Raw genomic sequence first — 13844 nt, forward strand, 5'->3', positions numbered from 1 at the left:
TACAGGTCCTCCGGAAATGCCCATCGCTCCCGGCTCCACGCTCGGTATCCTCGGTGGCGGCCAGCTCGGCCGCATGACGGCGCTGGCCGCCCGCACGCTCGGGTACAAGGTCCACGCCCTCGACCCTGACCCGGACTGCCCGGCTCGTTCGGTGCTCGATCACTGCATCGTCGCCTCGTTCGACGACGTGGCGCAGGCGGCCGAGCTCGCGTCGCAGTGCGACGTGGTGACGCTCGAGATCGAGAAGGTCGCAACGGACGGCCTCGTGGCCGCCGCCCGGTTCGCGCCGGTGCGCCCGTCGGCCGACGTGCTGGCCATGGTGCAGGATCGCGGCGTCCAGAAGGGATGGCTCTCGCGCAACGGCTTCCCGGTGGGGCCCTTCCGCGAGGTCGCGACGAGCGAGCAGCTCCTCGAGGCGACGCGCGCCATGGGCGGGGCGTGCTTCGTGAAGTCGTGCGTCGGCGGGTACGACGGGCGCGGCCAGCTGCGGCTCTCGGGGGACGCGTGCGTGGACGATGGCGGCGCCGGCGCCGGCGGTCTCGAGGGCGAGGCCGCAGCGCTCTTCGCGTCGCTCGGCGGGCAGCGCTGCGTCGTCGAGCAGGCGCTCGACCTCGAGGCCGAGCTCTCGGTGCTCGTCGCGCGGAGCCCGAGCGGCAAGCTCGCGGTCTACCCGCCGGCGCTGAACCACCACGTCGACCAGATCCTCGACTGGTCGCTGCTGCCGGGCCCGCTCTCGGCCGCGGTGACGGGGCAGGCGGTCCAGATCGCGCTCGACCTCGCGGTCGGCCTGCGCGTCGAGGGGCTGCTCGTCGTCGAGCTCTTCCTGCTCAAGGACGGCCGCCTGCTCATCAACGAGCTCGCCCCGCGGCCCCACAACAGCTACCACGCCTCCGAGGTCGCCTGCGCGACGAGCCAGTTCGAGCAGGCGGTCCGCGCCGTGTGCGACCTGCCGCTCGGCTCGGTCGAGATCGTCCGCCCCGCGGCGATCCTCAACCTGCTCGGCGACGTGTGGCTCGGCGGCGCGCCGCCGCCGTTCGAGGCCGCGCTGGAGATCCCGGGCGTCCGGCTCCACCTCTATGGCAAGCGGGTCGCCCGCCCCGGCCGCAAGATGGGCCACCTCTCCGCCACGGGCCGCACGCCGGAGGAGGCGCTCGTCGCCGCGAAGCTCGCCATGGCCCGGCTCTCGGCGCAGGCCGGGCTGCCGCTCCCCGGGCGCTGACGCGCCGCCGGCGGGCCTCCGCCGGCGCACGACGCTCTCCACGGCTGCCCAGGGTGGCGCGGCGCGCGCCGCGCCATCACGTCGACGGCCGACGGACTCGTCCCGTTCGCGTCGATTCATGAGCCGCCGGTGAGCCGCGGCGCAACTGCATGTTCGGGACGGCCCTGGAGAGTAGGGAGGTGTGTTCTCACGCGCGCAGGTTCGACGTCGCCTGCGGCGTGGCCGGCGTCCGGGCGCGACGGCGACGCCGCGGCCGCGCGGCGATCTCGGCGGATTCAATGGTCTTGAGCGCTCGTGCGGAGACATCTCACTGTGTCTTCGTCCACAGGGGCAACGCACGCTGGCCGGGGCAGAATCACGCGCACTGGCTATCAGGACGAAACATCGATATAGGATGCATTTGATCTGAACACACGCCCTGGACTTCGACGAATATCTCGCACAGAGGCGCCGTTGTGGCATGTTCGATTCTTAACAGGTCACGACCGTGGAGACTCCGGCCGTGCCCCTGCTTGCAACCCTGTCCATCTCGGGCGGCGTGACCGCCCGAGGAGGAGCAAGTCGATGAAAAGAACCTCATTCATGGTGTTGGCGTGCGTGGCGGGCGGGCTGGGCAGCGTGTCGTGCGGGGGGGCGGACGCGGGCGACGACGCCACGCACGAGACTGAGCCCCAGTTCTCTGTCGACGCTCAGGGCGGGGTCTTCACCGGGGATGATGGATTCAAGATCGAAGTGCCGCCGGGGGCCGTCAGCGCGGCGACGGAGCTCACCATCGAGAACATCGCGGACGACCGCGAGGGCGCGGTAGGTCCCACGTACCGCCTCGGTCCGGAGGGGCAGACGTTCGCCAAGCCGATCAAGCTCACGCTGCCGATCACCGTGGAGCTCGAGGCGGAGCTCGGGGAGAATACCGTCCTCGATGCCTACGGCTTCTCCGCGCCGACGGGCTCCGACGCCTTCACACCGCTCGAGCGTCACGACGCCTCTGCCGCGGAGCTGATCACGGAGACCACCTCCGTGGGCACCTTCTACGCCGGGATGATCCCGGCGGGGGTGATGGCGAGCCAGCACGCCTACCCGATGGCGCTCGCGGCCGACGACACCTACCTCTACTTTGCGAGCGGCGGCACCGAGGCCACCGCGCCCGCGGACTCGAACGACGGCTACATCTATCGCGTCAAGCCGGGCACGACCGAGGTGGAGGCGATGACCCCCGCGGATCCGGACCCCAAGGCGCTGTGGGTCAATGCCTCCCACGTGTACTGGGCGAGCGGCGGAGACAACGATCCGGTCATCCCTTCGGCGCTCAAGCGCGTCGACAAATCGACCCTGGAGATGGAGACGCTGGTCGAGATCGGCTACGTGCTGAGCGTCACCGGAGACGAGTCGTCCGTCTATTTCGGCGATGGTGACGGACACAACATCTACAAGATGCCGCTCGACGGCGGCGAGCCCGTCGTCCTCGCGGCCGACGCCGGCGCGCCGGAGTACCTGGCGCAGGACGCAGAGAACATCTACTGGACCGGCGGCTCCAGGACGAACAAGGTCTACAAGGTGGCGAAGTCGGGCGGGGACGTGACCGTCATCGCCGAGAACGAGGGCGAGCCGGCCGGGATCGCGGTGGACGCGGAGTTCGTCTACTGGGCCAACGCCGGCGACGGCGGCGTGTTCAAGGCGCCGATCGCCGGAGGGGCGAAGACGCTGATCTACCAGGGGGGCTCGATGGGGGGGCTGGCCCTCAGGGGCTCGACGCTCTTCTCGACGGACATGAGCCGGAACCGCAGCGTCCAGGCCCACGATCTCGCGAGCAATACGACCGTCGTGCTCGCGCTCGGCCAGCACTTCGCCTGGCGCATCATCGCCCCGGAAGGTCAGGACGTGTTCTGGACCAACGGCGGCGATTATCGCTTCGAAGGACAGATCGTGTCCTACCGCGCTCCTTGAGCGCGCGCCTCCGGCGGCGATGCCGGGCAGCATGACAGCAGGGGCGAACCCCAGGTCGCGCGATTCGTGGGCCGCCGATTTGTGAGCCGCCCATGAGCCGCGGCGCGACTGCTCACCCGGGACCAGCGTGACGGGCAGGGGGGTCCCACACGCTCATGCCTGGCTTGGCTTCCAGCGACTCTGGGGCTCCGCTGTCGCGTGAAAGCGACGGCGGCGCCGGGGCCGCGCGCGGCGAGCTCGGCAGAGTCAATCGTCTTCACTCCCAGCGCGGAGAGCGCTCACGGTGTCTTTGTCTTCATGGCGAGCGCATGTTGGCCGGGGCGGAACCACGCGCGTTGGCCGCCGGGACGGACCATCGACCCAGGAAGCCGTTGATCCGAAAGCACCCGATCCCAGCTCCAACGATCCTCTCGTGAGAGGCGCCGCTGCGGCATGTTCGCACCTCATCGGCTCGCGACCGTGGAGACTCCGGCCGTGCCCCTGCTTGCAACCCTGTCCATCATGGGCGGCGGCGACCGCCCGCGGAGAAGCAAGTCGATGAAAAGAATCTCATTCATGGTGTTGGCGTGTGCGGCGGGCGGGCTGGGCGGCGTGTCGTGCGGGGGGGCGGAGGCGGACGATGTCACGCAGGGGACCAAGCCGCAGTTCTCCGTCGACGCGCAGGGCGGCGTGTTCACCGCGAGGGACGGGTTCACGATCGAGGTGCCGCCAGGCGCGGTCAGCGCGGCGACGGACATCACCATCGAGCGCGTCGAGGACGCGCGCGAGGGCGGGGTGGGGCCCATGTACCTCCTCGGCCCGGAGGGGCAGACGTTCGACAAGCCGATCTCGCTCACGTTGCCGATCACCGTCGAGCTCGAGGCGGAGCTCGGCGAAAACACCTTCCTCGACGTTTATGCCTTCACCGCGCCGGCCGACTCCGACGACTTCACGCGGCTCGAGCGTCATGACGCTTTCGCTGCCGGCGTCGTCACGGAGACGCCGCATTTCTCCCGCTTCCAGGCCGGGATGGTCCCGCCGGCGGCGATGGCGAGCCAGCACGCCTACCCGATGGCGCTCGCGGCCGACGACACCTACCTCTACTTTGCGAGCGGCGGCACCGAGGCCACCGCGCCCGCGGACTCGAACGACGGCTACATCTATCGCGTCAAGCCGGGCACGACCGAGGTGGAGGCGATGACCCCCGCGGATCCAGACCCCAAGGCGCTGTGGGTCAATGCCTCCCACGTGTACTGGGCGAGCGGCGGAGACAACGATCCGGTCATCCCTTCGGCGCTCAAGCGCGTCGACAAATCGACCCTGGAGATGGAGACGCTGATCGAGATCGGCTACGTGCTGAGCGTCACCGGAGACGAGTCGTCCGTCTATTTCGGCGATGGCGACGGACACAACATCTACAAGATGCCGCTCGACGGCGGCGAGCCCGTCGTGCTCGCCCAAGGCGCCGGCGCGCCGGAGCATCTGGCGCAGGACGCCGCGAATATCTACTGGACCGGCGGCGCCACGACGAACAAGGTCTACAAGGTGGCGAAGTCGGGCGGGGACGTGACCGTCATCGCCGAGAACGAGGGGGAGCCGGCCGGGATCGCGGTGGACGCGGAGTTCGTCTACTGGGCCAACGCCGGCGACGGCGGCGTGTTCAAGGCGCCGATCGCCGGAGGGGCGAAGACGCTGATCTACCAGGGGGGCTCGATGGGAGGGCTGGCCCTCAGGGGTTCGACGCTCTTCTCGACGGACATGAGCCGGAACCGCAGCGTCCAGGCCCATGATCTCGTGAAGAACAAGACCACCGTGCTCGCGCTCGGCCAGCACTTCGCCTGGCGCATCATCGCCCCCGAAGGTCAGGACGTGTTCTGGACCAACGGCGGTGACTACCGCTTCGAAGGCGAGATCGTGTCCTACAGCGCTCCTTGAGCGCGCGTCCGGCGGCGATGCCGGGCAGCAGGACAGCAGGGGCGAACGCAGCGGGGGAGCCTGTTCGCGCTCACCGCATTGCACCGAAGTGGCTCGAGAGCGCGCCCTGTCGAGCGCTCCCGAGCCCGCTCGCCAGGGCGCGCCGCGCCGCCCCGCTGCGCCGGTGTCGGCTGCTTTACGCGTTGACCGTGTCCGGCGTCCTGGCGTAGTTCTTCTCATTCGATGCAGATCACCCTGTCGCGGGCCCGGCTCCAGGTCGCGCTGCTCGCCGTGATGGCGGTGATCGCGGGCGCCGGGCTCGCCGTCGAGGTGCTCAAGCCGCTCCTCCACCTGAGGAGTCAAAGCGGCGTCGTCCCGTTGTTCTCGCTGAGCTACGAGCAGAACGTGCCCACGTGGTACACCTCGTCACTGCTGTTCGTGTGCTCACTCACGCTCGCTGTCGTCGCCGTCGGCGCCCGGCGCACGGGCACGTTCGTGAAGCACTGGTGGGGGCTCTCCGCGGCGTTCCTCTACATCTCGCTCGACGAGGTGGTCGAGATCCATGAAGCGGCGAGCTCCTGGCTCGATCTGGGCGGGGTCCTGTACTTCAGCTGGGTGATCCCGGCGGCCGCCGCGGTGGCGGCGTTCGTGGTCGCATACCTCCGGTTCCTCTCGCACCTCCCGCGAGATACGCGGAATCGATTCCTCCTCTCGGGCGGGATCTATGTCACCGGGGCCCTCGTCCTGGAGCTGCCGCTCGGGTACTGGACCGAGCGGGCCGGGAGCGACAACCTGATCTACGCGCTCATCGACTTCGTGGAGGAGTCGATGGAGATGCTCGGCGTGAATCTCTTCCTGCTCTCGCTCGTCGATCACCTCGCCGTGCAGGGATGGACGATCGGCTTCTCGCCAGCAGCACCGGAGCCGCGGCCCGCGGCGGCACCTCGTCCCGCATGAGCGCACGGGCCGAGCCCGCGTCCGCCGCGCTGCTCGGTGTGGGCCGGGCCGCGTACATCGTCGGCCCCTTGTATGACTGGGCCTTCTTCCTGCTCCCGCCGCTCGTCGCGCTCGCCGCGGGCGCCCTGATCGCGGGGACGCCGTTCGCCGACGCGAGGTTCAGGCTTCACGGGGAGAAGGTCACGTGGGCGGGGCTCTTCATCGGCACGCTCATCCATGGCCACCTCGCCGCGGTGCTCCTCCGGAGCCACGGCAACGCGGACATCTTCCGGCGGCACCGGCTCCGCTTCCTCGTGGCGCCGGTCGCCCTGTTCGCCGCGATGATGCTGTCCATGTGGGCCGTCGCCTGCGTGTCGGTCCTCGTGGTGTTCTGGGACGTCTACCACTCGGCGCTCCAGACGTTCGGCCTCGGGCGCATCTACGACGCGCGCGCGGGGAACGCGCCGGCGCTCGGCCGCCGGCTGGATCTGTGGCTCAACCTCGTCCTCTATGCCGGCCCCATCCTGGGCGGCGCGACGATGCTCCTCCACTTCCAGAGCTTCGACGCCTTCGAGGGCGTGGGCCCCGCCTTCTTCACCGCCGTCCCTGCGCTGATGACGTCGAGCCACCGCGTCCTCAGCTGGGCCGTCATCGCCGCGGGCACGTCGTACCTGCTCTATTACGCGCTCGCTTACCGAGGGATGGTCCGGCGGGGTTATCGGGTGTCGTTCCCCAAGGTGTGGCTGCTCGTCAGCACGGGGCTCTGCTCGATCTACACGTGGGGTTTCAACCCCTGGGGACAGGCCTTCTTCATCATGAACCTGTTCCACGCCGTGCAGTACCTGGCGCTCGTCTGGTGGTCGGAGGGCGGCCGCCTCCGCCGCCGGCTGCGCCTCGACGCGCTCCGGGCCGGAACGCCGATCGCGGCGGCGGTCTTCCTCGGGGGCGTCCTTGTGTACGGGGTCTGGGCCGAGCTCGCGCCGGCGGACGACCGCGCGCTGTGGTCGATCACGCAGACCGTCGCGCTGATGCACTTCTGGTACGACGGCTTCATCTGGTCCGTGACGCGCAAGCAGGTATGAGGCGATCGCGCCTTCGAGAGGTCACCAGAGAGGGGTGTATGCGAATCCAACGTTGTCTCCGGTCCATGGTCGTCGCGCTCGGGGTCGCCTCCGCGGCGCTCGTCTCGTCCGCTTGCAGCAAATCGCCGCAGATCACGGCGGAGAGCATCGAGGACAACTGGGCGCTGACGGAGCAGCACGAGCCCGGGTCCGTCGTCATGACGGTGGCCCAGGACGGGCAGGTGACGGCGCTGGTGAAGGATCGCGACGGCAAGCCCATCGCGGCGGATGTGTCGGGCAGCGTCTCGGTCAAGGTGCCTGGCAAGGACGGAGCGCCCATGAGCGCGGCGCTCGTGCCAGAGCCCAGGTCGGGGGGCGTGCTGCTCGCCAAGCTCCCGCCGCTCGAGGACGACCTGACCGAGGTCAGCTACGAGCTGAAGGTGAAGGGCGAGCCGTTCAAGGGGGTGCTGCACGTGCCGCGCGGCGGGACCCGGGAGCTCCAGGAGAGCGCCAGGGAGCACCAGACCACCCAGCTCGACGGGACCAAGGGGCCGAACGGGGGCGTGCTCCAGCCGGTCGGAGACGACATCGTGGAGATCGTCGCCGACAAGGAGAGCGGCGATCTGCGCGTGTACGTGCTGGATCTCAACCTCAAGCCGGTGCCGATCGGCGAGCGCGAGATCAAGCTAGCGGTCCAGACGGCGTCGGGGCCGGACGTCATCGTGCTCGCGCCCGGGCCCGATCGGCTCTACTTCACCGGCAAGCTCAACGTGAAGGTCAATCCGACCAAGGTCACGGTGGTGCTCAAGGAAGGCGGGCACACGCACGTGGTCCTCTGCGGTTACCGTCCAGGCGCTGTGATCGTGGTCGGCCCGAGCGCGCCCGTGATCGGCATCCTGGTGGCGACCACGTGGGCCGTGAAGGTCGACGTCAGGCCGACGGTGGTGGTGCACGACGACGATGACGACGACGGCCGCGTCCTCGTCATCCACAAGCACAAGCACAAGCACAAGGGCAAAGGGAAGGGCAAGTGGCACTGGAAATGACGGGGGAAGACGGCGCCGCGCTCGGACGGGGCGCGCCGACGCGGTAAGGTGGCGGCGCGGCGCGCCCGCGCCTCAGCCGACGGAAAGCCCTCTCCCATGACCGAAGCGCCCGAGATCCCCGACCTCTCCCCCGACGACTGCCACCCCAGGGCAGCCGCTGCCCTCGCCGACCCGTTCTTCTGGTCGCTTACCGACGAGACCGCTCCGTTCGGCAACGAGACCGCGCACGAGACCCTCACCGCCTTCCGCGACTTCCGCGACGAGCACCCGAAGAAGAGCCCGATCGAGCTCCTCGACGAGCTCCTCGAGCGCTGGGAGGTCGGCAATGCCGGCTGGGACGCCGTGGACGCGGCCGAGGTCGAGGCGCTCGGCGAGGAGGACGAGTACGGCCTGCTCACCCGCGACGAGGCGATCCTCGCCCTGGCCTTCAGCCAGATCGTCGTCGAGGGCAGGCTCGATCCGGAGGTCCGCCGCCGCGCGCTGCTGGCGCTGGCCCGGCAGGCGCTCCCCGCGCTCCTGAGCGCCTACGAGGGGCGCGCCCTGGAGAGGGCGCTGCGGATCGACCGGATGAGGGCGGTCCTCTCCGCTCGCTGGAATTAGGTAAGCGCCTCGGCGCCCCTCCGGCGCCGACGGCTACGGGAGCGTCCAGTCCTGCGTGTCCTGTCGGCACCCAGGCCCGCAGTCTTCGCCGTTCGGGTACCATGTCCGGTACGCGGGGGTGAAGCTCCGCTCTCCGAGGAGCGCGCCGTCCCGCCGCACGACGACGTCGACGCGCGCCGGCGTGCCACGAATCGCGAGCTGCTGCGTGAACTGCCCGGGGGCCGGGACGCAGCTCTGGGAGACGCCGCCGCCGCGCCTCGTCTCCGTGCAGATTTCCACCGCATTGACCGAGACGCTGACGGTCGGGCTGCACTGGACGAACACGCCGCTGCCGCCGACGTTCGGCGTGTTCGTCCAGCTGTAGGCGCACGACACGGCGCTGCCGTCCACCGCGAGCTCCAGCGTGTACTCTCCCGCCGCCCAGCTCTTGTTCGCCGTCGCGGCGGTGATGGTGAAGGTGTCGCTACAGGCCATCTCGGTGCATTGCTTCTGGTTCATGATGCAGCCGGGCATGGCGGAGGCCATGGCGAATCCGGCGGCGAGCGCGGCGGTCGTGCGCACGCAGGCGCCGAGCGGAACGAGGGAAAAAAGAGATAAGGTCATGGAGCCATCCTCTCTCCGGCGGGACCGCCGTGGATGGAGGCGCTGGCGAAGCAACGGGTAGACCACCTGCGCGGGCGCAAGAAACCGGCGCTCCTGACGCCTTGTGCCAGGCGCCCGCCGAGCGGCATGACAGGTGTGTCAGGGCAACGAACCCGCGGCTCGGCTGAAGGATGCCCCGGCGCCGCCGGCGCGGCGCGCCTCCAGACCGCGCGGCGGCGCTTCGAAGGGGGCTCCCGCCGGCGCGGATTCGGGTACCGTCAGGCCTTCAGGTGGTCGCGCGTTCGAACGCGAACGCCCGTCCTGCCAGGAGGTTTGCACATGAAGAAGACGTATTCAGGGAGCTGCCACTGCGGCGCGGTCCGCTTCGAGGCCGACATCGACCTGAGCGCTGGAACCAACAAGTGCAACTGCTCAATCTGCACCAAGACGAGAAACTGGAACGTGATCCTCAAGCCGGACGCGTTCCGGCTGCTCGCGGGTGAGGACGCGCTGAGCGACTACCAGTTCGGCATGAAGGCCGGGCACCACCTGTTCTGTCGACGCTGCGGCGTGCGGTCGTTCGGGCGCGGATATGTCGAGGCGATCGGCGGCGACTATGTGGCGGTCCAGCTCGCTTCCCTGGACGACGTGGATCTCGCGGAGCTCGTCTCCGCGCCGATCCGGTACGCCGACGGACGCAACAACGACTGGGGCACGCCGCCGGGAGAGACCCGGCACCTGTGAACGGCGCCGCCGCTGGCTGCGGTGGATGGCGGCCCCTCGACGGAGCCGCCGCCGCACGCCGGCGCCCCGGCCGCGCCGTCTTCGCCCGTCTTACTTCGCGACCTCTCCCGTCTTCAGATCCAGCTTGAGCTCCCGCACCACCTCCGGCGTGGCGCACACGATCTGCGGCGTCGAGCCCTGCACATCGGTCTTGATCCGCTCCTCCAATTTCTTGGCGAGATCCCAGGTCGGTACGAACGCGGCGAAGAAGCGCTGCCCCATGTCGCGCGTCACAACGAAGCGCGCCGGCGAGAACTCCGTGCGTCCCTTGAGCGCCTTGCGCGTCAGCGGGAAGTCGTAGTCGTCCGGCGCCGTCTTGCTGAACGTGTAGAGCACCACGAGGTTCTGCGGGCACTTCGGCCCGCCGGGCCTGGGCAAGGTCCGGTTCTCCCTGGGCTTCGGCGGCGGCCCCTTCTGGAGCTGGATGGTCCCCGGCGCCGCGCCCGCGGCCTCGCCGGCGCCGCCGTGCTTCAGGATCGCCCCGCCGGCCGCGACCCACACGGCCCCGTCGCTCCCCACGGCCACGTCGCGGGCCTTCACCCCGTCGGGCAGCGGCGCCTGCTCCCAGGCATCGCCCTTGCGCGCGAACAGCGCGTCGTCCGTGAGCGCCCACAGCGTCCCGTCCGGCGCCGCCGACGCCGTGAGCACGCGCGCGCCCTTCGCCGGCGGGTCGATCTTCTTCGCCTCCCCGCCCTGGTAGCGGAGCACGCCCCCGTCCACGATCCACGCCTCGCCGTCGCCGGGGCCGGGCAGGATCAGCGTGCGCACATCGTCGGCCTTCTGTTCATCGAACGGCGCCGGGATGGGCAGGATGGTCGAGCGTTTCTCGCCCGGCTTCCAGACCTCCAGGGCGCTCTCCGCTTTGCAATTGAGCCCGTAGCTCAGCGCGGTCCCATCGCGCGTCGCCCCGAATGCCTCCGGGCGGACCTCGGTCTCCGAGTAACGCGATGCCCCTTCGAAGTCGAACCCGCGGCACTCCCCTTTCCTGGGCGCCGGCGTGATCGTCAGTCCCACCCTGGGCCCGCGCAGCGTGACGAACCTCGAGGGCCCGATCATCGTCGGCCCCACCAGCCCCACGAGCGAGCTGCCCATGCTCGCCACCCCGGTGAACCACTGCCCCGCGTCGCTCACCCGCTGCACCCAGCCCTTCGCCCCCAGCGCGTAGTGCTCGGCCACGCCGGTGCGGCCCGTCGTGCCCGTCGCGATCAGGTCGAGCTGGTCGGGATAGCGCCCGTGGACGCCGATCACCGACACCCACCACCCCGGCAAGTGCAGCCGCTTCGGGAACTCGATCTTCCCGTCCTTCAGCACGCCGACGGCGGCGGCCACGGCCTCCTGCTCCCCCTCGAGCACCGTCAGGTTGGAGGTCGACACGAGCAGCGCCCCCTCCACCGGGTGAAGCCGCAGCTCGACCTCCTCCGGGATCTGCGCCACCGGCGCGAACGCCGACTTCGGCGGCGGCGCCGGCTTCGCCGCCTCGTCCACCTTCACCCCGCCCGGCGCGCCCGGCGAGCCCGCGGTGCTCGATGTGCCCGGCGCGCCCGGCGCGCCCGGCCCCTGCGTCGCGACCTCCGCGCGCGGCCCGTCTGCGGCCTGCGGCGCAGGCGCAGGTCCGCACCCTGCCATCGCCATCACGAGCCCGCCCAGCCCCCACCACGTCCTTCGCCCGATCATCGCTCGTCCTCCTCCAGGCACGACCGCGCCGGACCGCCGCGCCGCGCTCCCGTGCTCTCATCCTCGACCCGCCGGCTGCCCGGCCGCTCACCACCCCGGACCGCGCGCCACGCCGGCCTGCTCCCCCTCGCGCCGATCCCTCGTCCGCTCATGGCGCGAGCCTCCCCGACGCGACCCGGATCTCGCCCTCGATCTCCGCGTCGCGCAGGTCCACCCCGTTCGGGTGCGCCACCCGCTGGTAGGCCACCTGCCACGCGATCGTCCGCGCCTCGCCGGCGGCCCCGACGTCGAGCTCCACCGTCACGGGCTGCGCGTGCACCCGGTCGTCGGCCACGAGCTTCCGCCCGATCGCGCCGGGCCGCAGCGCGAAGTGCCGCGTCAGGTAGCGCGCCTCCTGCCCCAGCACCAGCTCGTCGGGCCCGAGCGCCTCGGCCGACACCTCGAGCCTCCGGAATAGATCCCCCGTCGGGAACGCGTGCCCCGCGTTCGCGGGCGCGAGCGTCACCGCCACGCGCGTCGCCGAGAGCCGCCGCGCCGTCACCGCGACGGCGCTCCGCACGAGCGCCTCGTCCCGCGATCCCGCGAACCCGTGGCCGCGCCGCCCCCCCGGCCCGCGGGGCATGTGGCACGCCGCGCAGGGCTGGTCCGCGGCCGGCGACGCGCGGTGCTCGATGACGGTCGACTGCATCAGCTCCGCGGCCGACCGCCCTCGCGCCGTGGGGAACGCGAACTCGTGGCAGGCCGCGCACGCGTCCGCGCCCCCGAACCGCGCGTCCCGGATCACCGCGTGCGGCGCCGCCGGCGGCGCCCCGGGCCCCGCCCACGGCGCCGCGAGCACCGGCGCCACCGCCTGCCTTGCGAGCTCACCCTCGGCGTCGCCCGTCACGTGGCACGTCACGCACCCCACGCCGAGCGCCCCGAGCGCCTCGGGCTCTGGCTCCTCCGGCCTCGCCTCGGGCGCGTGGCAGGCCCGGCAGAACGGCATCGGCTCGATCGCGAACGCCCGCCGGTAGGCCGGCTCTGAGTTCGCCCGGTGGTGGAGCGACGCGCGCCACTCCCGCGCCACCTCCTCGTGGCACCCCTCGCAGGCCTGGTTCGCGCTCACCGCCGCCTCGAGCCGCGCCCGCGCCGGCCTCGGCATGGGCACCCGCGCCGCTTCTGAGGCTCCGGGCAGCGCGCTGCCGGCGGGCGCCTCGACGTCACCTGTCGGCCGCGCGGGCGCCTCCGGCGCGGCAGCGCACGCGCCCGCGAGGGCGCCCGCGATCAGCAAGCCGAGGCCAGGTACACAGCGCTGCACAGCGAAGATTGCAGCTACAACACCCCCGACGCTGCGTCATCTCCGAGGCCTCCGCGCGACGCCGGCCGCTCTGCCTCCTTTCGGGCCGTTCCGCCGCCGCAGGCGGCGTGGCGCCGTAAGATCCCGCGGGCTCCCGTGTTTCCTGCCCATGCACGCGCTTGCTCTGCTCCTGTGCCCCCTGCTGCTCCTCGCCGCGGCCTGCGCCGCCAGGGGGCCCGACCCGGCGGATCCCCCTCACCCGGGCGCTGACAACCCCTGCGCGCCGGGGGGAACGGCGCGGCCTCCCCGCGAGCACGTCGTGGCCACCACGGTCACGCCGGACGGCCAGATCGTCGACTGGATCCCGATCGAGTCCCAGACGCCGGACGGCAAGATCGCCACGCCTCCCGCGGGGCCGGAGGGAGCCAGCCCCCCGCCGCCGGCGAGCCCGGGCGGCGCTGCGCCGGCGCAGTCTCCGGCCGCGGCTACCGTTCAGCTGGGGCCGAGAGGCCCGGCCGGCACGGTGCCGGTGCTGCGCCCCCGGCGGCCGCAGTGCGACTGCTTGCCCGGGTATGTCCAGCAAGCCGACGGCTCGTGCGCAGCGCTCGCGTCGCGCTGCTCGGGCGAGGGAGGGATGGCGTCGAGCAAGTCGTTCACGACGTGCTGCCAGGGTCTCACGCCCATCGCGAGCATGGCGCGGGTCGACGGCGCGTGCGTGACCACGGCGCCCGACGCGCACCTCTGCGCGCAATGCGGCGACGGCGCCTGCGGCGCGGGTGAGAACGACTGCAATTGCCCGGGCGACTGCGGTGGAGCCCGGCCCTGAGCGA

12 protein-coding genes are annotated in these 13844 nt (G+C 71.3%); 9 read left to right on the forward strand and 3 right to left on the reverse strand.

The window, feature by feature from the left end; translation table 11 throughout:
* Positions 1 to 16 precede the first annotated feature (16 nt).
* The 7 genes from purK (at position 17) to WME97_RS09685 (ending at position 8699) form a co-directional block, all read left to right on the forward strand.
* Positions 17 to 1219, forward strand: a complete 1203-nt coding sequence (gene purK, locus WME97_RS09655; RefSeq protein ID WP_437551369.1) for a 5-(carboxyamino)imidazole ribonucleotide synthase — start codon at positions 17 to 19, stop codon at positions 1217 to 1219.
* A gap of 564 nt (positions 1220 to 1783) precedes the next feature.
* Positions 1784 to 3163, forward strand: coding sequence for a DUF5050 domain-containing protein (locus tag WME97_RS09660; RefSeq protein ID WP_437551371.1), 1380 nt, complete (start codon positions 1784 to 1786; stop codon positions 3161 to 3163).
* A 537-nt stretch (positions 3164 to 3700) separates the two neighbouring features.
* Entirely contained in the window at positions 3701 to 5077 is a 1377-nt protein-coding gene (locus WME97_RS09665; protein ID WP_437551373.1) for a DUF5050 domain-containing protein, read from the forward strand.
* Between the two features lie 222 nt (positions 5078 to 5299).
* The gene (locus tag WME97_RS09670; RefSeq protein WP_437551374.1) at positions 5300 to 6013 is read left to right on the forward strand and encodes a hypothetical protein; all 714 of its coding nucleotides are present in this window, start codon (positions 5300 to 5302) and stop codon (positions 6011 to 6013) included.
* A complete protein-coding gene (locus WME97_RS09675; protein WP_437551376.1) occupies positions 6010 to 7074 on the forward strand; it encodes a hypothetical protein in 1065 nt (354 codons plus the stop codon). Before WME97_RS09670 ends, WME97_RS09675 begins: the two co-directional genes overlap by 4 nt.
* Before the next feature lie 38 nt (positions 7075 to 7112).
* Positions 7113 to 8099: a hypothetical protein gene (locus WME97_RS09680; protein ID WP_437551378.1), complete on the forward strand. Its 987-nt coding sequence runs from the start codon at positions 7113 to 7115 to the stop codon at positions 8097 to 8099.
* A 96-nt stretch (positions 8100 to 8195) separates the two neighbouring features.
* A complete protein-coding gene (locus WME97_RS09685) occupies positions 8196 to 8699 on the forward strand; it encodes a hypothetical protein (protein WP_437551380.1) in 504 nt (167 codons plus the stop codon).
* Between the two features lie 33 nt (positions 8700 to 8732).
* Here WME97_RS09685 and WME97_RS09690 read toward each other — a convergent pair whose 3' ends face one another.
* Positions 8733 to 9302, reverse strand: a complete 570-nt coding sequence (locus WME97_RS09690; RefSeq protein WP_437551381.1) for a hypothetical protein — start codon at positions 9300 to 9302, stop codon at positions 8733 to 8735.
* A gap of 318 nt (positions 9303 to 9620) precedes the next feature.
* Between WME97_RS09690 and WME97_RS09695 the strand changes: the two genes are divergently transcribed.
* On the forward strand, positions 9621 to 10025 hold the full coding sequence (locus tag WME97_RS09695) for a GFA family protein (RefSeq protein WP_437551383.1): 405 nt from the start codon (positions 9621 to 9623) through the stop codon (positions 10023 to 10025).
* Between the two features lie 90 nt (positions 10026 to 10115).
* Here WME97_RS09695 and WME97_RS09700 read toward each other — a convergent pair whose 3' ends face one another.
* Positions 10116 to 11738 (reverse strand): hypothetical protein, encoded by a 1623-nt coding sequence (locus tag WME97_RS09700; RefSeq protein WP_437551385.1) that lies wholly within the window; start codon positions 11736 to 11738, stop codon positions 10116 to 10118.
* A 148-nt stretch (positions 11739 to 11886) separates the two neighbouring features.
* A complete protein-coding gene (locus tag WME97_RS09705) occupies positions 11887 to 13035 on the reverse strand; it encodes a multiheme c-type cytochrome (protein ID WP_437551387.1) in 1149 nt (382 codons plus the stop codon).
* Between the two features lie 148 nt (positions 13036 to 13183).
* Here WME97_RS09705 and WME97_RS09710 point away from each other — a divergent pair, with 148 nt between their 5' ends.
* Positions 13184 to 13840, forward strand: coding sequence for a hypothetical protein (locus WME97_RS09710; protein ID WP_437551389.1), 657 nt, complete (start codon positions 13184 to 13186; stop codon positions 13838 to 13840).
* Positions 13841 to 13844: the final 4 nt, after the last annotated feature.

It is taken from the genome of Sorangium sp. So ce367, assembly GCF_051520455.1.
GTDB classification, from domain to species: Bacteria; Myxococcota_A; Polyangia; order Polyangiales; family Polyangiaceae; genus Sorangium; species Sorangium cellulosum_B.